General features: G+C 64.9%; 20 protein-coding genes. 15 read left to right on the plus strand and 5 right to left on the minus strand.

What is annotated here, in order from left to right:
• Nucleotides 1-21: 21 nt before the first annotated feature.
• The 6 genes from B6V76_RS00830 to B6V76_RS00855 all read left to right on the plus strand — a co-directional run bounded on the left by B6V76_RS00830 (nt 22) and on the right by B6V76_RS00855 (nt 6,898).
• Entirely contained in the window at nt 22-1,836 is a 1,815-nt protein-coding gene (locus B6V76_RS00830) for a TonB-dependent receptor (RefSeq protein WP_088726430.1), read from the plus strand.
• A gap of 103 nt (nt 1,837-1,939) precedes the next feature.
• The gene (locus B6V76_RS00835; RefSeq protein WP_157771587.1) at nt 1,940-2,689 is read left to right on the plus strand and encodes an ABC transporter substrate-binding protein; all 750 of its coding nucleotides are present in this window, start codon (nt 1,940-1,942) and stop codon (nt 2,687-2,689) included.
• Nucleotides 2,686-3,669 carry an iron ABC transporter permease gene (locus B6V76_RS00840; protein WP_088726432.1) on the plus strand — a complete coding sequence of 328 codons (984 nt, stop codon included), beginning with the start codon at nt 2,686-2,688 and terminating at the stop codon, nt 3,667-3,669. Before B6V76_RS00835 ends, B6V76_RS00840 begins: the two co-directional genes overlap by 4 nt.
• Nucleotides 3,669-4,415: an ABC transporter ATP-binding protein gene (locus B6V76_RS00845; RefSeq protein WP_088726433.1), complete on the plus strand. Its 747-nt coding sequence runs from the start codon at nt 3,669-3,671 to the stop codon at nt 4,413-4,415. The genes B6V76_RS00840 and B6V76_RS00845 overlap by 1 nt, the downstream gene beginning before the upstream one ends.
• On the plus strand, nt 4,415-5,206 hold the full coding sequence (locus B6V76_RS00850; protein ID WP_206184170.1) for a cobalamin-binding protein: 792 nt from the start codon (nt 4,415-4,417) through the stop codon (nt 5,204-5,206). The genes B6V76_RS00845 and B6V76_RS00850 overlap by 1 nt, the downstream gene beginning before the upstream one ends.
• Before the next feature lie 81 nt (nt 5,207-5,287).
• On the plus strand, nt 5,288-6,898 hold the full coding sequence (locus B6V76_RS00855) for an FMN-binding glutamate synthase family protein (RefSeq protein WP_088726435.1): 1,611 nt from the start codon (nt 5,288-5,290) through the stop codon (nt 6,896-6,898).
• Between the two features lie 260 nt (nt 6,899-7,158).
• On the opposite strand, the gene B6V76_RS00860 is transcribed toward B6V76_RS00855, so the two are convergent.
• Nucleotides 7,159-8,037 carry a serine hydrolase domain-containing protein gene (locus B6V76_RS00860; RefSeq protein WP_240497780.1) on the minus strand — a complete coding sequence of 293 codons (879 nt, stop codon included), beginning with the start codon at nt 8,035-8,037 and terminating at the stop codon, nt 7,159-7,161.
• Nucleotides 8,038-8,191: 154 nt separating this feature from the next.
• Between B6V76_RS00860 and B6V76_RS00865 the strand changes: the two genes are divergently transcribed.
• From B6V76_RS00865 to B6V76_RS00885, 4 genes are all read left to right on the plus strand, one after another.
• Complete coding sequence (locus B6V76_RS00865; protein WP_088718448.1) at nt 8,192-8,707, plus strand: YeeE/YedE thiosulfate transporter family protein; 516 nt, start codon at nt 8,192-8,194, stop codon at nt 8,705-8,707.
• Entirely contained in the window at nt 8,704-9,348 is a 645-nt protein-coding gene (locus tag B6V76_RS00870) for a DUF6691 family protein (protein WP_088726437.1), read from the plus strand. The genes B6V76_RS00865 and B6V76_RS00870 overlap by 4 nt, the downstream gene beginning before the upstream one ends.
• A gap of 41 nt (nt 9,349-9,389) precedes the next feature.
• On the plus strand, nt 9,390-10,142 hold the full coding sequence (locus B6V76_RS19595; RefSeq protein ID WP_077701248.1) for a protein tyrosine phosphatase family protein: 753 nt from the start codon (nt 9,390-9,392) through the stop codon (nt 10,140-10,142).
• A 69-nt stretch (nt 10,143-10,211) separates the two neighbouring features.
• Entirely contained in the window at nt 10,212-11,003 is a 792-nt protein-coding gene (locus B6V76_RS00885; RefSeq protein ID WP_141104860.1) for a hypothetical protein, read from the plus strand.
• Nucleotides 11,004-11,012: 9 nt separating this feature from the next.
• Here B6V76_RS00885 and B6V76_RS00890 read toward each other — a convergent pair whose 3' ends face one another.
• Complete coding sequence (locus B6V76_RS00890; RefSeq protein WP_075775055.1) at nt 11,013-11,597, minus strand: hypothetical protein; 585 nt, start codon at nt 11,595-11,597, stop codon at nt 11,013-11,015.
• 117 nt (nt 11,598-11,714) lie between these two features.
• Nucleotides 11,715-12,533 (minus strand): alpha/beta hydrolase, encoded by an 819-nt coding sequence (locus tag B6V76_RS00895; RefSeq protein WP_075775054.1) that lies wholly within the window; start codon nt 12,531-12,533, stop codon nt 11,715-11,717.
• Between the two features lie 327 nt (nt 12,534-12,860).
• Here B6V76_RS00895 and B6V76_RS00900 point away from each other — a divergent pair, with 327 nt between their 5' ends.
• Nucleotides 12,861-13,067: a cold-shock protein gene (locus B6V76_RS00900; RefSeq protein ID WP_075775053.1), complete on the plus strand. Its 207-nt coding sequence runs from the start codon at nt 12,861-12,863 to the stop codon at nt 13,065-13,067.
• A gap of 63 nt (nt 13,068-13,130) precedes the next feature.
• Here the strand turns inward: B6V76_RS00900 and B6V76_RS00905 are convergent, their stop codons facing one another.
• Nucleotides 13,131-13,742, minus strand: a complete 612-nt coding sequence (locus B6V76_RS00905; protein WP_088726438.1) for a thioredoxin family protein — start codon at nt 13,740-13,742, stop codon at nt 13,131-13,133.
• Between the two features lie 295 nt (nt 13,743-14,037).
• On the minus strand, nt 14,038-16,788 hold the full coding sequence (acnA, locus tag B6V76_RS00910) for an aconitate hydratase AcnA (protein WP_075775052.1): 2,751 nt from the start codon (nt 16,786-16,788) through the stop codon (nt 14,038-14,040).
• Between the two features lie 282 nt (nt 16,789-17,070).
• Between acnA and B6V76_RS00915 the strand changes: the two genes are divergently transcribed.
• The 4 genes from B6V76_RS00915 (at nt 17,071) to rplI (ending at nt 19,355) form a co-directional block, all read left to right on the plus strand.
• Entirely contained in the window at nt 17,071-17,937 is an 867-nt protein-coding gene (locus B6V76_RS00915) for a DUF1223 domain-containing protein (protein WP_240497781.1), read from the plus strand.
• A gap of 181 nt (nt 17,938-18,118) precedes the next feature.
• The gene (gene rpsF, locus B6V76_RS00920; protein WP_075775050.1) at nt 18,119-18,472 is read left to right on the plus strand and encodes a 30S ribosomal protein S6; all 354 of its coding nucleotides are present in this window, start codon (nt 18,119-18,121) and stop codon (nt 18,470-18,472) included.
• 22 nt (nt 18,473-18,494) lie between these two features.
• Nucleotides 18,495-18,719, plus strand: a complete 225-nt coding sequence (rpsR, locus tag B6V76_RS00925) for a 30S ribosomal protein S18 (RefSeq protein ID WP_038073027.1) — start codon at nt 18,495-18,497, stop codon at nt 18,717-18,719.
• 12 nt (nt 18,720-18,731) lie between these two features.
• Nucleotides 18,732-19,355 (plus strand): 50S ribosomal protein L9, encoded by a 624-nt coding sequence (gene rplI, locus B6V76_RS00930; RefSeq protein WP_075775049.1) that lies wholly within the window; start codon nt 18,732-18,734, stop codon nt 19,353-19,355.
• Nucleotides 19,356-19,454 lie beyond the last annotated feature (99 nt).

Raw genomic sequence — 19,454 nt, forward strand, 5'->3', positions numbered from 1 at the left:
CGCGGCACGAGGGAATTGGATATGATCCGCACCCGTTTGACCGTGGGCCTGATGCTCACCACAGCGCTGGCAGGCCCCGCGCTCGCGCAAGATGCGCAACCTTACCAACTCGATGAGATCGTGATCTATCACGGCGCGCTCGAGCCGCAATCGTCGGACAAGACCGCGCAGGCGGTCACCGTGCTGTCGCGCAAGGAGCTGGAGCGTTCGGGCCAGACCCGTCTCGCCAACCTGATCGCGCAGTCGCCGGGCGTCGGCATCCTGTCGCGCGGGCCGATGGGCGCGCAGACCGGCTTCACCATTCGCGGCGTGTCGCAGAATTACGTGAAGGTCATGGTGGACGGGATCGACGTCTCCGATCCGTCGGCGACGCAGGTGCTGCCCGACCTGGGCCGGTTCAACACGTTCAACTACGACCGGGTCGAGATCATGCGCGGCTCGCAATCGGCGGTCTATGGCGGGCAGGCGGTCGCCGGGGTCATCAACCTCGACACGCCGCGCCCGACCGAGGATGGCGTGAGCCAAAGCGTCAAGCTCGAGCTCGGCTCCTACCACACCGCGAATGCGGCCTATAATTTCGGCTGGAAGAAGGGCGATGACGAACTCGCGATTCAGCTGTCGAAAATTTACACTGCAGGCTTCTCGGCCGCCGACAAGAAGAACGGCAATACCGAGAAGGACGGCTACCGCGCCGACCGTGTCAGCCTGCGCGCGCAGAAGCGCATCTCCGACAATCTGCTGATCGGCTTCAACGGGTTCGCGCAGAACGATCGGGGCGAGTTCGATAACGGCTTCGGCCCGCTGCCCACGGACAGTAACGATTATACCATCCATAAGGAACGTGGCGGGCGGCTCTTCGCGAAATTCGCGACCGGCCCGCTCGATCACGAGCTCGGTCTGACCTATTACACGACCTCGCGCTGGTATCCGGTCTATGACTATGGCTACGAGGGCAAGCGCCGCAAACTCGACTGGAAAGCCTCGACCGATCTCGGGCCGGGGCGGCTGACCTTCGGGGCGGATCGCACGCTGGAAACCTATACAGGCACCTATGTCTCGGGCCACGTCCTCACGGCGGATACGGGTATCTTCGGTGAATATGCTTTCTCGCCGATGGACGGGGTGAACGTGACCGCCTCCGCGCGCCACGACGATCACTCGGATTTCGGCGGCAACACCACGGGTCGTCTGGGCGTGACGTGGCAGGCCGACGCCGCGACGCTCTACCGGGCGTCGATCGGCAATGGCTTCCGCGCGCCGTCGGGTTATGAACTCTATGACGGCTACGTGGGCAATCCCGACCTCAAGCCCGAGAAATCGCTGAGCTACGATCTCGGCGTCGAGCGTGACTTCGGTGCGCATAAGCTGACCGCGACGCTGTTCCATATCGATGTGAAGGACCTGATCGACTACGACGGCACCTACTACCAGACCTCGGGCACCGCGAAGCGGCAGGGGTTGGAGCTGGGGCTGAAAGGGCCGATCACCAGCAAGATCAACTACAGCCTCGGCTACACCTATCTCGACTGGAAGAACCCCGACGGGCTGTCGTCGGGATCGACGTGGAACTCGGCCTTCGGGCGTCATACGTTGACCGCGGGCATCGACGCGCAGGTGACCGACAAGATCACGCTCGCCGCCGATATGCGTGTGGTCACCGATCGTCAGAGCCAGCCCGATTACGGCCTGCTGAACGCGCAGATGACCTACGATCTGGGCAACGAGAAGGAGGCCTATCTGCGCATCGAGAACCTGACCGACACCGATTACCAGCTCTGGCCGGGCTACGGCACCTCGGGTCGCGCCGCCTATGTGGGGCTGCGTGCGCGGTTCTGATCTGAAAGGGGCGGTTTGCGCCGCCCTTTTCGCCGCCTTGGCGGCGACCTCCTCCGCATGGGCGGAAGAGCCTGCGGGAGATGTGCCGCGGCGGGTCGTCTCCATGAACCTCTGCACCGATCAGCTGGCGCTGGCGCTGGCCGATCCGTCGCAGATCGTCTCGGTCAGCCATTTCGCGACCGACCCGTCGATGTCGGTGCACTGGAAACAGGCTGAAGACCTTCCCGTAAACTTCGGGCGCGCCGAGGAAATCTCGATTCTCCATCCCGATCTCGTGCTGGCCGATACCTGGTCGAACCCCGACACGATCCGCATGTTGCGCACACTCGGGATCCGGGTCGAGCAACTGCCGCCCGGCACCTCGCTGCCCGAGATCCGCGGCCGGATCGAGACGATGGGCAAGCTTCTTGGCCATCCCGGTCGCGCGGCGAAGATGCTCGCGGATTTCGATGCGCGGCTGGCGGCGATCCAGACACCCGCGCCGGGGCTGAAAGCTGCGATCATCGGGCCCTCGGGCTATGGCTACGGGCCGCGGACCCTTGAAGGGCAAATCCTTGAAATGGCAGGGTTTCAGAACGTCGTCAGCGGGCCGGGGCTCGACTGGGGCGGACGGTTGCCGTTGGAAGATCTGGTGATGGATCGCCCCGATCTGGTGGTCGTGGGGGGCTCGCAAGGCGGCACCGGCACGAGCCGCGCGCAGGAGGTACTGGCGCACCCGGTGCTGCGCGATCTTCCGGTCGTGCGGGGCCTGCGCGATGCGAGCTGGACCTGCGGCGCACCGGCGATGCTGAATGCGGTAGGGCAACTGGCGACGCTTGGGCGCAAGATCGAGAAAGAGAAGTTAACGCAATGAGTTATCGCGCGATCCTCATTTTCCTCTCAGCCTTCTGCGCGGTGCTTTTCGCAGCGTCGCTGCTGATCGGACCGTCGGGGATTTCGCCGCTCGACGGGATATCCGCGCTCATTTCCGGCGATGGCGCGGCGGGCTTGGTGATGCGCGAGCTGCGCCTGCCGCGCGCGATCCTCGGTATCGGCGTTGGCGCCGCGCTGGGGCTGTCGGGCGCCGCGATGCAGGGCTTCCTGCGCAATCCGCTGGCCGAGCCTGGGCTGATCGGCACCTCTGCCGGAGCGGCGCTTGGCGCGGTCATCGCGATCCAGACCGGGCTCTACGCGCTCTTCGCCCTGGCCCTGCCGCTCGCCGCGCTGGCGGGCGCGGGCGTGGCCGTCGCGCTGATCTTGGTCCTTGCCGGGCGCGAGGGCCGGGCGCTGGTGCTGATCCTTGCAGGCATCGCCGTCTCCGCGCTGGCGGCGGCGGCGACCGCGCTGGTGCTGAACCTCGCTCCGTCGCCCTATGCCGCGGCCGAGATCGTGTTCTGGATGATGGGCTCGCTTGCCGATCGGTCGATGACCCATGTCGCCCTGGCACTGCCGTTCCTGATCGTGGGCGCTTTGATCCTGCTGCGCGCAGGGGCCGGGCTGGATGCGCTGAGCCTTGGGGAGGATGCTGCAGCTTCGCTTGGTATCTCTTTGAAAAAACTGAGGCTTCAGGTCGTCTTCGGGACCGCGCTCATGGTCGGTGCGGCCACGGCGGTCGCAGGTGCGATCGGCTTCGTCGGCCTCGTCGTGCCGCATCTGCTGCGCAAATCCGTGGGCGCGCGGCCCTCACGGCTGCTTCCGGCTTCGGCGCTTGGCGGGGCGGCGATGCTGACGCTGGCCGATATCGCGACGCGGGTGATCGCGCCTGAGCGCGACCTGAAACTGGGGGTGCTGACCGCGCTGGTCGGCGCGCCGTTCTTCCTGTCGATGATCCGCAAGATGGGGCGCGAGGGCTGATGCTGGAGCTGGAAAACCTGACCGTTCTGCGGGGCGAATGCCCGGTCGTCGATCACGTCTCGGCGCAGGTCGCGCCGGGCGAGCTGATCGGGCTGATCGGGCCCAACGGCGCGGGCAAGACCTCGCTGCTGCGCGGTGCGATGGGGCTCTTGTCGCATCGCGGGGACAGCTCGCTGTCGGCGCTCGATCCGATGGCGCGGGCGCGGGCGGCGGCGTGGCTGCCGCAGGCGCGCGAAATCGCCTGGGGGCTGTCGGTTGCCGATCTCGTCGCGCTGGGGCGGTTGCCGCATGGCCGCGATCAGGCGACGCGCGGGGCGGCGGCGGTGGAAGAAGCGCTGCGCCGGATGGGGCTCGACACTTACCGAGACCGCGCCGCCACGCAGCTCTCGGGCGGCGAGCAGGCGCGGGTGCTGATCGCCCGGGCGCTCGCGCAGGAAAGCCCGCTGATCCTCGCAGACGAGCCCATTGCCGGGCTCGATCCGGCGGCGCAGATCGCGACGATGCAGGTCTTCAGCGCCCACGTGCAGGCGGGCGGCGCGGTCGTCACCTCGCTGCATGATCTGGGGCTGGCCGCGCGCCATTGCACCCGGCTTTGGGTGATGGATCGCGGGCGGCTTGTGGCGGATGGACCGGCCGGCGAGGTCCTGACCGAGACGCTTCTGGCGCAGGTGTTTCACATCCGCGCGCACTTTAAAATCACGTCGGAAGGCCCTGTTTTTCAACCACTTTCCACATTGGGGATCTGATGGCATTTCCTCCTGAACGCATCGTCTGTCTGACCGAGGAAACGGTCGAGACGCTCTACCTTCTGGGCGAGGACGCGCGCATCGTCGGCGTCTCGGGCTACGCGGTGCGGCCCAAACGGGTACGGCAGGAAAAACCGCGCGTCTCCGCCTTCATCTCCGCCGATCTACCGAAGATCCTTGCGCTGGAGCCGGACCTCGTCCTGACGTTCTCCGACCTTCAGGCCGACATCGTCGCGGGGCTGGTGCGCGAGGGCGTGGCCGTGCACGCGTTCAACCAGCGCTCGGTCGCGGGAATCCTCGACATGATCTGCACGTTGGGCGCGCTGGTGGGCTGCACCGAGCGGGCGGAACTGCTGGCCGCGGGCTACGAGACGCGTCTGGCGGAGGTCGCCGCAAAGCCGCGCCCGAGCCGTCCGCGCGTCTGGTTCGAGGAATGGAACGAGCCGCTGATCTCCGCCGTCGGCTGGGTGTCGGAGCTGATCGAGATCGCGGGTGGGCGCGATGTCTTCGCCGAGCTGGCGAAAGAGGGCAAAGCCAAGGATCGCATCGTCGCTCCCGAACAAGTGATCGCAGCCGCGCCCGAGGTCATCGTGGGCTCCTGGTGCGGCAAGAAATTCCGCCCCGAGAAAGTTTCCGCAAGGCCAGGCTGGCAGGACGTTCCGGCTGTTGCGCGAAACCGGCTGCACGAGGTCAAATCGACCCTCATTCTGCAACCGGGCCCCGCCGCGCTGACCGACGGGCTCGATGCGCTCGAGGCGGCTATCTGGTCCGATCCGGGGTTGCGGGCGTAATTGTTCTTCGACATAGAACCCGCGCACGCTAGAGTGGGCGGGCAAAGCGAACACAAGACAAAAAACCCCGCGGGAGGGGGCATGTTCACGCGTTTCATACGGTTTTCTCCGCTCGTCCTGTCAGCCCTGCTGACGCTCTTCGCGCTTTCCGGCTTGATCCTGACAGATTGGTTCCTGGTCGCCGCGATCCTTTTCGGTTTCCTGACGCTGGTCGGCATCTACGACCTGATCCAGGGCCGCCACGCCATCACCCGGAACTATCCGATCCTCGGCCATCTGCGCTTCTTCTTCGAGGAGATCCGCCCCGAGATCCGGCAATACCTGATCGAAGGCGACGACGAGGAGGTGCCGTTCTCGCGTGCCACCCGCACGATCGTCTACCAGCGGGCCAAGGATATCGAGGACGCCAAGCCCTTCGGCACGCGGATGCGTGTGTCGGAATCTGGCTATCAGTGGATCACCCATTCGGTGAAGCCGCGCCACATCGAGGATAGCGATTTCCGCGTCGAGATCGGCGGCGAGACCTGCAAACAGCCCTACAAGGCGTCGATCTACAATATTTCGGCGATGTCCTTCGGAGCGCTCTCGGCGAACGCGATCATGGCGCTCAACAGGGGTGCGAAGATGGGCGGCTTCGCGCATGACACCGGTGAGGGCGGTATCTCGCGCTATCACCGCGAGGGCGGCGATCTGATCTTCGAGGTGGGCTCGGGCTATTTCGGCTGCCGCAATCACGATGGCAGCTTCAACCCCGAGAAATTCGCCAAGCGCGCGCAGGACCCGCAGGTCAAGATGATCGAGCTGAAGCTGAGCCAGGGTGCGAAGCCGGGCCACGGCGGCATGCTCCCGGCCGCAAAGATCACCCCCGAGATCGCCGAGGCACGCGACATCCCGATGGATCGCGACTGCATCTCGCCCGCCTCGCATTCGGCCTTCTCGACGCCGATCGAGATGATGGAATTCATTGGCGAACTGCGCGAACTGTCGGGCGGCAAGTCAGTGGGTTTCAAGCTCTGCGTCGGGCATCGCCGCGAGTTCATGTGCATCGTCAAGGCGATGCTCGAGACCGGTATCACGCCCGATTTCATCGTGGTCGACGGCAAGGAAGGCGGCACCGGTGCCGCGCCCCTGGAATTCGCGAACCACATGGGCTTCCCGCTCGTGGAAGGGCTCAGCTTCGTGCACAACACGCTGCGCGGTGCGGGGCTGCGCGATCAGGTGAAGATCGGCGCCTCGGGCAAGGTCGTCACCGCGTTCCACATCGCCAAGGTTCTCGCGATCGGCGCGGATTGGGCGAATTCGGCGCGCGGCTTCATGTTCTCGATCGGCTGCATTCAGGCGCAGTCGTGCCACACCAACCGCTGCCCGACCGGCGTCACCACGCAGGATCCGATCCGTCAGCGCGCGCTGGTGGTGCCGGACAAGGCGACCCGCGTGGCCAATTTCCACCGCAACACGATGAAGGCGCTGGCCGAAATGACGGGGGCTGCGGGCCTCACCCATCCGGGCCAGTTCCTGCCGCATCACCTGCTGGTGCGCGACCGCGAGCGGGATTTCAAAGTGGGCGACGAGATCTATCACTACATGCCCGAAGGGTTCCTTCTGCGCGAGGATGACGACCGCTTCGGCTATCTCAAGCGCTGGAAGCGTGCCCGCGCCGAGGCGTTCGAGCCCTTCGACAGCGGCGTGTGAGATCGGATTTCCCGGTATCTTGGGAGAGGCGGCGACGGAGGTTGCCGCCTTTCTTTTTGGCGACGAGGTATGCGCCGGAGGCTTCGGACGCGTCTGAAACCGTGCCTTCGCCCGGGCGGTCAGCCCGGGCCGCGCCCAACCTGCCTTCGGGAGGGCGCATCTGCACCGGAGCCGCGCGAACGCAGGTTAGGGAGAGGTGGAGCGATAAACGGAAATCCACCTAGGGAGCGCATGCGCCCACCCAGGGTCGGGCGCAGCCCTCACCGCCCCACCACGAGCTTTGCCACTGCGATCTCCGCCGGCCCCTCGAAGGGGCCATGCGTGAAGGCGGCGACGGTGCGGCCCGTCTCGGGGCAGTGATAGACCGCGTTGGCGCTGAACGGCCCCGCGCCGGAATGGCCGAAAACGCGCGTCTCGCCCCAGTCGCCGCACATCAGCCCCAGCCCGTAGCCATGCCGCGTCCAAGGTCGCTCCGGCAGCGCGCCGCCCAGCTCGCGACAGGCGGTCATGCGGGCGAATGCGTCTTGCGAGAGCAGATCGCTCAGCCCGCGCAACAGCCGCGCCGCATCGCCCGCCGTGCCGATCAGCGAGCGGTGATAGACCCAGCCGGGATGGTAGTCGCGCGCCTCGGGCCAGTGAAGTTCTGCGAAATCGGCAGGCGCCTCCGCGAGCCGCACGCTTTCAAGCCCCAACGGTCCAGCGATCCGGTCTCGTACCAGCTCCGCGAGGCTCCGGCACGCTGCCCGTTCGATCGCCTCGCGGGCGAGCATGTAACCGAGGTTGGAATAGCGCCACTCGTCGCGCGAGTGCTGCGCCAAAACCCGTGCCACCAGCAGATCGCGCGGCCACGGTGCGCGTCCGGCGGCGACATCGGCGTGATAGTCGGGCAGGGTGCCGTAATCGGGCAGGCCCGCGCTGTGGTCGAGCAGACGGGCGAGGGTGATGCCACCGGGCAGCTCCGGCAGGTCGAGCGGCGCGCGCAGGTCGAGCCACCCCTCGGCCTCGAGCATCAGCGCCAGAGCCGCAATCACCGGTTTGGTAAAGCTCCAATAGGGAAAAAGCCGCGCCCCCGACCGCGCCAATTCGCAGCGACCGTCGCGATCAATCGTCGCGGTGAAGGAGGCGGGGGATTGGGGCAAGGCTTTGGCTTTCGGTGGTTTTCTCTGGCGGGCGGGTAGGGTGCTTTCCGACAATATGTCATTTGCCGCATTGCAGCGGTTAAAAATGTTGAAACGGTTCGGGTGTGTTGTATCATCATCTTTGAATATGATTATGGGAGGATCGGAGGTTTTCATGAGAGACGCTCCAAAACCATTCTGGTCACCGCTCGCCGCCGGCACTGCGCTCGGCCTCGCGTTGCTGTTGACCTTCATCGTGACCGGGCACGGGCTCGGCGCATCCGGCTTCGTGACCCGCTTCGCGGCGCAGGCCAATGACTGGATCGCCCCGCAGGCGACCGCCAGCAATTCCTATTTCGGTCCTTTCATGGCGGCAGGCAGCCCGCTTCTGAGCTGGATCACCTGGGAAGTGGTGGGCGTCCTGATCGGGGCGTGGCTCGGCGCGAAAGGCGCGGGCCGGATCTCGGTCAAGGTGGAGCGCGGGCCGCGCACCAGTTCCGGCAATCGCCTCGTCTATGCGCTGCTGGGCGGCGCGCTGGTCGGCTTCGGCGCGCGTCTGGCGCGCGGCTGCACCTCGGGTCTGGGTCTGTCGGGCAGCGCGACGCTCGCCGTGGCGGGCTTCGTCTTCCTGATCGGCTTCTTCGCGGCGGGCTTCGCCGTCTCGATGATGATGCGGAGGATCTGGCAATGAGTATCCCTCTTTACGATAGCGGCATAGCCTCGGGCCTCCTGTCGGGCATCCTGTTCGGCTATGCCCTGGAAGCGGCGGGCTTCGGCTCTCCGCGCAAGCTGACGGGGCAGTTCACGCTGCGCGACTTCTCGGTCTTCAAGGTGATGTTCACCGCGGTGATCGTCTGCGCCGTGGGGCTCTACGTGCTGCGGACGATGGGCTGGATGGGCCCGGCCGCGGTCTTCATCCCGACGCTCTTCTTCTGGGCGATCCTGCTGGGCGGCGTCTTCATCGGCGCGGGATTTGCTGTGGGCGGCTACTGCCCGGGCACCTCCGTGGTCGGTGTGGCTTCGGGCCGGATCGATGCGGTGGTCTTCGCGATCGGTATGGTGCTCGGCACCACGGTCTTCGCCTGGGTGTTCGATCCGATCAAGGATTTCTACCTCGCAGGTCAGGGGCCGACGGCGCAGACCCTGCCGCAGCTCTTCGGGCTGCCGGAATGGGTGATCCTGCTGGCGCTGATCATCATCGCCGCTGTGGGCTTCCGCCTCGGCACGATCCTCGAGCGGTCGCGTGGCGGTCCGTTCACCGCCGAAGAGGTCTGCGCCCCGGATGACGAGGCCGACGAGTTCGCCCTGACATCAGCAAACGCGCGTGGGTAACCAGTATTAACACGGACGATAGCCTAGGGAGGACAAAGTCCATGAAACTGCACAAGAAACGCAAGAGCCTGTTGCGCGCCGCGATGGTGCCGGTGACGGCGGTCGCGATGAGCGCCGCGGTTCCCGCCACCTCCAGCGCGCAGGCGACCAACCCCTGTGCGCCGGCGGTCGCGAACCCCTGCGCTCCGGCCAACCCTTGCGCTCCGGCGGCGGCCAACCCCTGCGCGCCCGCCGCGGCGAACCCCTGCGCCCCCTCGGCGGCAAAGGCTGCGGATGCGGGCAACGACGCGGCACCGATGGCCAGCGGGCCCTATGACACTACCGTCAAGGCCACGCAGGCGCCCTATGGCGACAAGATGCCCCCGATCGTCGACAACTACCTGCGCGCGACGCCCTATGTCGGCACCGGTGGCTTCATCGACCCGACGGGCATCCCGATGCTTAAGATGCTCGGCTTCAAGACCGTCGTGAGTCTGCTCAAGCCTGACGAGGGCGCGCCGAACGAAGGCGATCTCGTGCAGAAGGCCGGGATGAACTATATCCAGATCTCCGTGCCGACCAAGGCGCCGACCGAGGAACAGGTCGCCGAATTCGCGAAGATCGTCGAAGACCCGGCGAACTACCCGATCCTGCTGCATTGCGAGAGCGCGAACCGCGTGGGCGCGATGTGGGCGCTCTACCGTGCCTCGAAAGGCGTTCCGAACGAGATCGCCGTGCAGGAAGGCCGCCAGATTGGTCTGAAGACCTCGCGTGAACCGGCTGTGCGTGAGATGCTCGGCATGGAGCCGCTCTGAGCGCAGATGCCGCGATGACAAGGACGGGGTCAGCGCCTAGGCTGGCCCCGTTCGCATGAGGAGAGACCGATGACTCGACCCGAAACATCCTCCGAGATGTCACCAGACAGTGCCAACCCGGCGACGCCAGCGCCCACGCTGCGCATCGCCGATCCGGGGATCGAGGGGCTGCCTCGTGCCCGACTGGAAGAGATGCATGACGCGGCCGAGACCGTGCTCGAATGCGAGACGGTGCTGGCGAAATCGGGAATGAGCGTCGTCTCGGAAGTGCTGCGCGGGCAGGGGGATTTCCTTGTCTGGTCGCGCTACCCGCAGGGCGATGTCTTCGATACCGAGACGCATTGCCACTATTTCTACCATGCCCATGACGCGCGCGAGATGGCCGAGGGAGAGAACGGGCATTTCCACCTGTTCATGCGCCCCGAAGGGATCATTCCGGGGTTGGAGCCGTGGGATCTGCCCGGTGCGAAAATCCCCGAGGACAGGTCCGCGCGCTTCGTCCATATCGGCGCGATCAGCGTGGATGCGAAGGGCCGGGCGATCCGCATTTTCACCACCAATCGCTGGGTCACGGATGAATGCCTCTACCGCGCCGAGGACATGATCCGGCTGCTCGATCATTTCGCGATCGAACTGGCGCATCCGAACTGGGCGGTGAACCTGTGGCTGAGCGCGATGGTCACGCTCTACCGACCGCAATTCGCCGCACTCCTGCGCGCCCGCGATGCGCAGATCGAGGCGTGGCTGGCGGATCATCCGGGCAGCGCGGTGCTGGAAGATCGCGGCTTGCAGAATATCAGCCAATGGCCCGTCGATCCGGTCGCCCAGATCGGCGCGATCGAGGACAAGCTCGACCTCTGAGGCATAGGGCTACACCGGCACGCTCGACGGTGCGCAGTCATTGACCGACAGGATCTCGGGCGTGCGGGTCTTCGCGTTCCACTCCACCTCCCAGGCGCGGCAGGGGCCGGATTTGTTCTTCAGCTGCCGCCAGCGCAGACGCGGCGAGTCCACGCCCTCGCGCAGCAGCTTGTCGTAAATCGGCATCGCGTGCCAGCGCGTCTCCGCCGCGTTCGAGCCGCCATCGGGCAGGATCAGGCACAGCCCCGTCGCGCGGCCCTCCTTGGCGGCCAGTTGCAGCCGCCGCCCCGCCGTCAGCCCGATCTCGCGCGGCAATTCCCCGATCACAAGCGGCACCGAGCCGTCGCGCAGCGCCTCTTCCATCACCGCGAGCGTGTCGGTCTGGTCCTTGCCGCGCGCCAGCAGCAACCGCCCGGGGTCGAAGAAGCTCACCAGCCCGCGCGGATTGAGCCCTTCGCGGCGATGGCGTTCGTTCACCCAGAGGATCGGTCCCGTGGTGCTGGCGCAGACCGCGCAGGCGAAGCTCGTGGTGCCCATGCCGCAAACCTCATGGGTGCGGCCTTCGCGCAGGGGGAAAGGGTGGGGCGTGGTCATCGGGTCGCAGCGACAGAGAGGGGTGGTGAAAACAAAACATGAACATTTTAGACAATAGAAACCCGGCCCGCAAGGGATCGCGGGCCGGACTGATAGAAGGCCGAAGCCCGGGGGGCGTTACTTCAGGAACTCCATCAGCGCGATGTTGAACTCTTCCGAATGGGTGACGTTGCAGCCATGCGGCGCGCCCTTGATCGTGAAGAACTGGCTGTCGGGGATCGCCTTGTAGGTCCGCGCGGCCGAGCCTTCGAGCGGAACGATTTCGTCGCTGTCGCCGTGAATCACCAGAACCGGCACCCGCACGGCCTCCAGGTCGGCGCGGAAATCGGTCGTGCCGAACGCTTCCATGCAGCCGAGCGCCGCGCTCTGGTCGGACTGGTTGCACAGCGTTACCGCCTTTTCGCAATCCTCGTCCGAGGCCTTGAGCTCTCCGCCGGCGCTGTAGAAAGTCTCGACGAATTGCGGGAAGAAGGTCTCGCGCCCATCACGCAGGCCCTGCTCCATCTCCTCGGCGGCCTCCTTGGTCAGCGGGCCGTCGGGGTTGTCGTCACTCTGCATCAGATAGGGGGTCACGGCGGAGGCGAACACAGCGGCGCGCAGCCTGCCTTCGCCGTGATTGCGGATGTAGCGCGCGACCTCGCCGCCGCCCATCGAGAAGCCCACCAGTGTCACGTCATGCAGATCCATCGCCGTGATGAGGGCATCGAGATCGGCGGCGAGCGTGTCGTAATCGAAGCCCTCAGTGGGTTTTTCCGCCAGACCGAAGCCTCGGCGGTCATAGGTGATGACGCGGTGGCCGGCGTCGAGCAGGGCCGGGACCTGCCGTTCCCACGCCTTGCCCGAGAGCGGCCAGCCGTGGATCAGGACCACGGGCCGACCCGAGCCGCCATGGTCGATTGCGTTGAGTTGGCCGGGGCCAAGCGGAGCTGCTGTCATGGGGGTCCTCCTGGGTCTTCATCGACTGAAGATCTCTGTGTTCGCTAGGGAGTAACGCGGGCGCCTTGGCAAAGGTCCAAAATCTCTTCGATTTCTCGCCCGGACCGGCGTCGGCGGGAAGCCGCGCGTCGCCGTCGAAGATATTGGGTGCGCAAGGAGGCGCGCCCGCTTTGACGATTGCAATTTTCGCTCGTTCGCCTTATGTCTTCTCTCGCTACGTTTGATTCCCAGATGCACTGTCTCCTTACGGCTTCAGTTTGCTTTCAAGAACTGACTACGCCGAGCTGACGCATTTCGCAGGCAGCATAATTTAATAGGAGACTCACGATGGCCGAAGGCACCGTGAAATGGTTCAATAGCACCAAGGGTTATGGCTTCATCGCACCGAACGATGGCGGCAAGGACATCTTCCTTCACATCTCCGCCGTTGAGCGCGCTGGCATCCAGCGTCTCGATGACGGTCAGAAAGTGACCTACGATCTGGAAACCGGCCGTGACGGCCGCCAGTCGGCAGGTAACCTCGCGCTCGCGTAAGCTGAGCCCGTGTGACGGTTTGAGACGGTCCGTGCAATCGCGCGGGCCGTTTTCATTTGGCTCTTACCAAACATCCGGGTCGATGCCCTTAGCGCTGAGTTCAGAGAACTTGTCCTGCAAGAAGCGCTGGAACGGCTGGTCGGCATAGGCGCCGCTGGCCACGTATTCGAGTCCCGCCAGATGATGGAAGGGCTTGAAATAGCCCGGCATTCTGAAGGCCTCGGCCTCGCGCAGGCTCTGCGCGCCCGCATTCGCGGCGGGGATCAGCACCTGCGTCGGCGTGAAGTTCACCGCCCATTTCTGCGCCAGCGCGCGCTCCTCCAAGGCCTCGCCGTCGAAATCGGTGACCTCGCGCGCGCCCCAGAGATCGAGCTGCACCACCAGATAGCTCTTCTCGATCAGCCCGGTAATCTCTGGCTTGGCGAAATTCACCAGATGCATCTCGCGGCAATAGGGGCAGCCGCGCTGCTCGAAGAGCACCATCAGCCCCTTGCCCTGATCCGCAGCCTCCTGAAGATCCTCTCCCAGATCGAGGAACCCTTCGTGGAAGAAGGGCTGCCGGTAGAGCCCGCCATCGCCCATCACCGCCTCCGCCCTCGCGGGCCGCGCGCCTCCCAACGCGCCTCCCGCCGTCATCGCTCCGACTGTCAGGGCCAACATCTCGCGTCTGTTCATCGCGTCGTCCTCCCTTCGTGAGAGGCCGAGTATAGCACAGACCGGGCGAATGGCGGGAATCGCGCGCTGAGGGCCGCGCCCGACCTCGGGTGGGCGCTCGTGAGATGTGGGCGAGGGCACTTTATTTCTCCATCGCCCCGACGGCCTAGTCTCAGTGGTGCAGTGCAGTCGCGCCCTCCCGGGGGGAGGTCGGGCGCGGCCCGGACTGGCCGCCCGGGCGAAAGTCGGATCGCTCCTCCCGAACGAAAAAGGCCCCGCGCTCGCGGGGCCTTCTCCAATCTCGTGACCGTCAGCCTCAGGCTTTGGCGAGGTTGCGCAGCACGTAGTGCAGCACGCCGCCGTTCTTGAGGTATTCGATCTCCACCGCGGTATCGATCCGGCTCTTGAGCTTGATCTCCTTGGTGGTGCCGTCCTTGTAGGTGATGGTGCAGGGCACGATCGACTGCGGCTTGATTTCGCCTTCCAGACCTTCGATCGAGACCTCTTCTTCACCGGTCAGGTTCAGATCCTTGCGGGTCTGGCCTTCGGTGAACTCGAAGGGGATCACGCCGAAGCCGACGAGGTTCGAGCGGTGGATACGCTCGAAGCTCTCCGCGATTACGGCCTTGACGCCGAGCAGGTTGGTGCCCTTCGCCGCCCAGTCGCGCGAGGAGCCCGCGCCATATTGCTCGCCACCGAAGATCACCAGCGGCTTGCCGGCTTTCTCATAGGCCATCGCCGCGTCGAAGATCGTGGTCTGCTCGCCGTCGGGGCCCTTGGTGAAGCCGCCCTCGACGCCGTCCAGCATCTCGTTCTTGATGCGGATGTTGGCGAAGGTGCCGCGCATCATGACTTCGTGGTTGCCACGGCGCGAACCGTAGCTGTTGAAGTCCTTCGGCGCGACCTGACGCTCGACCAGGTATTTCCCGGCCGGGGTGTCGGGCTTGAACGAACCCGCCGGCGAGATGTGGTCGGTGGTCACGAAATCGCCCAGCACGGCGAGGATGCCCGCGCCCTTGATGTTCGAGATCGTGCCTGCTTCCGGCGACATGCCTTTGAAGTAGGGCGGGTTCTGGATGTAGGTCGAGCTGGCGGGCCAGTCATAGGTTTCGCCGCCTTCGACTTCCACAGCCTGCCACTTCTCGTCGCCCTTGAAGACGTCGGCGTATTTCGACTGGAACTTCTCGCGGGTGACGACCTTCTCGACGAGATCGGCGATCTCCTTGTCGGTCGGCCAGATGTCTTTCAGGTAGACGTCCTTGCCATCCGGCGTCTGGGCGATCGGCTCGCTCGACAGGTCGATGTTCATGTCGCCAGCCAGCGCGTAGGCCACCACGAGGGGCGGGGAGGCGAGGTAGTTGGCGCGCACGTCGGGCGAAATCCGGCCTTCGAAGTTCCGGTTGCCCGAGAGCACCGAGGTCGCGATCAGGTCGTTGTCGTTGATCGCCTTCGAGATTTCCGGCTGGAGCGGACCCGAGTTACCGATACAGGTGGTGCAGCCGTAACCCACGAGGTTGAAGCCAACCGCGTCGAGGTCTTCCTGAAGGCCAGCGGCTTCGAGGTATTCCGACACGACCTGCGAGCCAGGTGCCAGCGAGGTCTTCACCCAGGGCTTGCGGTTGAGGCCCAGTTCACGCGCTTTCCGCGCCACGAGGCCCGCGCCGATCAGCACGTAGGGGTTCGAGGTGTTGGTGCAGGACGTGATCGAGGCGATCACCACCGAGCCGTCGCGCAGCTCGTAATCCTCGCCTTCGACCTTGGCGGTCTTGCCGATCGAGACCGACTTGGTCGCGGCCGGGCCTTCGTCGGCCATGTCCTTGGCGTCTTCCGAGATGTCGATGCCGCGATAGTCGGCCACGACGTTCTCGAAGGCGTCGGCCGCCTTGGTCAGCGCGACATAGTCCTGCGGACGCTTCGGGCCCGAGATCGCCGGAACGATGGTGTTCATGTCCAGCTCGAGCGTCGAGGAGTAGATCGGCGCGTAATCCGCGTCGCGCCACATGCCGTTTTCCTTGGCATAGGCTTCGACCAGCGCGATGCGGTCCTTGTCGCGGCCCGTCTGCTCGAGATAGCGCAGGGTTTCGTCATCGACCGGGAAGAAGCCGCAGGTCGCGCCGTATTCGGGGGCCATGTTGGCGATGGTCGCGCGCTGCGCCAGCGGCAGGTGGTCGAGGCCGTCGCCGTAGAATTCGACGAACTTGCCGACCACGCCATGGGCGCGAAGCATCTCGACGACTTTCAGCACGAGGTCGGTGCCGGTGGTGCCTTCGACCATCGCGCCGGTCAGCTTGAAGCCCACGACTTCCGGGATCAGCATCGAGATCGGCTGGCCGAGCATGCCGGCTTCAGCTTCGATACCGCCCACGCCCCAGCCGAGAACGGCCGCGCCGTTGACCATGGTGGTGTGGCTGTCGGTGCCCACGAGCGTGTCGGGATAGGCGACTTCGGTGCCGTCCTGATCCTTGTCGGTCCAGACGGTCTGGGCGAGGTATTCGAGGTTCACCTGGTGGCAGATGCCGGTGCCCGGCGGAACCACGCGGAAGTTCTCGAACGCGGTCTGGCCCCACTTGAGGAACTTGTAGCGCTCGATATTGCGCTCGTATTCGCGATCGACGTTCATCTGGAACGCGCGCGGGTTGCCGAATTCGTCGATCATGACCGAGTGGTCGATCACGAGGTCGACGGGCACGAGCGGGTTGATCTTCTGCGCGTCGCCACCCAGACCCTTGATGCCATCACGCATCGCGGCGAGGTCGACCACGGCGGGAACGCCGGTGAAGTCCTGCATCAGCACGCGGGCGGGGCGGTAGGCGATCTCGCGCGGGTTTTTGCCGCCCTTCTCGGCCCATTCGCCGAAGGCCTTGATGTCGTCGGTCGAGATCGTGAAGCCGTTATCCTCGAACCGCAGAAGGTTCTCCAGAACCACCTTCAGCGAGGCGGGCAGCTTCGAGAAATCACCCAGGCCAGCCTCGGTGGCGGCGGGGATCGAGTAATAAGCATAGGTCTTCGAGCCGACGCTGAGTTCGCGGCGGGTCTTCGCGGTATCCTTACCGGTAACGATGGGCATGAGAATGGCCTCCCTTCAAGGGTCCTAAGGGTGTCGCTGGCGTGTGTTTGCCCCAAGCGCGCGATCCGTTCAAGAGGGTCGGACCATTTTTTGTATACCGTTGCACACAAAAGCGGCCTCTCAGGCGACCTCGCGTCACTTTGATCCAATCCCGAGCCGGATACGTTTGATTTATATCGTTTTGCGCGTTCGGACAGAAAGAAAACTCTCAAAACATTGATTAGGCATGGCCAGAGCAGAAACGCTAAGTATAAAGACGGCGAATTGAGGAGAATTTTTCGAGTGCGCGCAGGACGTTTGACCGCGATCGGAGCTGCATGTGCCGTGGGGCTGGTCAGCTCCGCGGTAATCGCTTGTGCGCAAGGGGCGGCAGATGCGCCGCCTGGGATGCGTCTCGATGCGTCCGGGGCGCTGCTCGATCAGATGGCGCCTGCCAAATCCGAGCCCTCCGCCAAGGCTGCGCCCGCGAATCCCGACCCGAATGACGACGAGGAGAAAAACCCCGTCGTGGTCGAGCTTTATACCTCGCAGGGGTGTTCGTCCTGCCCGCCGGCGGACGCGCTTCTCAAGGAGCTTGCCGACCGCGACGACGTGATCGCGCTGGCGTTGCATGTCGACTACTGGGACTACCTCGGCTGGAAGGATCCCTTCGGAAAGCCGGAATTCTCCGCGCGCCAGAAATCCTATGCGATCGCCGCCGGTGAGCGCACGGTCTACACGCCGCAGATGATCATCGCCGGCCGCGAGACGCTGGTCGGACCGCAGAAAGCGGCGCTCAACAATGCGATCCTGCGCGAGACCGATGTCCATCCCGAGGTCGATCTGAAGATCACCGGTGAGGGCGATCATTACGAGATCGAGCTGACCCCGGTCGACGCGCTGGAGACGCCCGCAATGGTGCAGCTCGTGCGCTACAAGCCTTCCGCCACGGTCGACATCCTGCGCGGCGAGAATGCCGGGCGCACGGTGACCTACAAGAACATCGTCACCAGCCTGACCGAAATCGCCGAATGGGACGGGCGCAAGCCGGTTACGCTCTCGGTCGATGTCGACGGGGACGCGCCCGCCGTGGTGATCGTTCAGGAATCCCTGGCGAGCGAACATGGCCCGCTGCCCGGTCCCATCCTCGCCGCGGGTGAGCTGGACTGAGCCGGGCAGGGCAGGGCGCAAATGCGCCCCGCAGGCCCCCGGATTTTTCCTTGCATCCCTGCGCCCATCCCGTATAAGGCCGCATCTTCCGCGTTTGCTATGAACCGGCGGAGCCTCTCGTGTTGGGATGCGGAAGTATCATCGCCCAACGTTGAAGCCGCCTCGAAATACAGGAGTTCGCATGCCGCTTTACGAGCATGTCCTCATCGCGCGTCAGGATCTGTCCAACGCGCAGGCCGAAGGCCTTGTCGAACATTTCTCCACGGTCCTGTCGGACAACGGCGGCAAAGTCGTCGATTCCGAGTACTGGGGCGTGAAGACCATGGCCTACAAGATCAACAAGAACCGCAAGGGTCACTACGCCTACCTGCGCACCGACGCCCCGTCGGCCGCCGTGCAGGAAATGGAGCGTCTGGCCCGTCTGCACGACGACGTGATGCGCGTCATGACCATCAAGGTTGACGAGCACGAAGAGGGCCCCTCGGTCCAGATGCAGAAACGCGACGAGCGCGACAACCGTCGCGAGCGCCGTTGATCGGTAGACAGGAGTAGACACCATGGCAAAACCGTTTTTCCGCCGTCGCAAGGTCTGCCCGTTCTCGGGTGAGAACGCGCCGAAGATCGACTACAAGGACACCCGTCTTCTGCAGCGCTACATCTCTGAGCGCGGCAAGATCGTCCCCGCCCGCATCACCGCCGTCTCGGCGAAGAAGCAGCGTGAACTGGCCCGCGCAATCAAGCGCGCCCGTTTCCTCGCCCTGCTCCCCTACGCCGTGAAATAAGGAGACCGACCGATGGAAGTGATCCTTCTCGAACGCGTGGCCAAGCTCGGCCAGATGGGTGACGTCGTCACCGTCAAGGACGGCTTCGGCCGCAACTACCTGCTGCCGCAGGGCAAGGCGCTGCGCGCCAACGAAGGCAACATCAAAGCTTTCGAAGAGCGCAAGGCCCAGCTCGAGGCACGCAACCTCGAAACCAAGAAAGAAGCCGAAGCTCTGGCGTCGAAGCTCGATGGCGAGACCTTCGTCGTGATCCGTTCGGCCTCGGACGGCGGCAACCTCTACGGTTCGGTCACCACCCGTGACGCGGCGAACATCGCCTCCGAGCAGGGCTTCTCGGTCGACCGCAAGCAGGTCATCATCCGCCAGCCGATCAAGGTTCTCGGCCTGCATGACGTCGAAGTGCACCTGCACCCCGAAGTCGTCGCCGAGATCAAGCTCAACGTCGCACGTTCGCCCGAAGAGGCCGAACTGCAGGCGTCGGGCAAGTCGATCCAGGACGTGGCGGCCGAGGAAGAGGCTGCGGCCGAATTCGAGATCGCCGAACTGTTCGACGATATCGGCGGTGCGACCTCCGACGACGACGAGGGCGGCCCCGTTGCCACCCCGGAGTCGGCCGAAGACGACAACAACGCCTGATCGGTCGCTTAGACCCTTCAGTCGAAAGACAGAGAACCGCGCCTTCCGGGGCGCGGTTTTTTCATGCTTGCCTGTGCAGATGGTTCAGCGAATTATGTC

Origin of the sequence: Thioclava sp. IC9 (assembly GCF_002213225.1) — a bacterium.
GTDB lineage: Bacteria > Pseudomonadota > Alphaproteobacteria > Rhodobacterales > Rhodobacteraceae > Thioclava > Thioclava nitratireducens.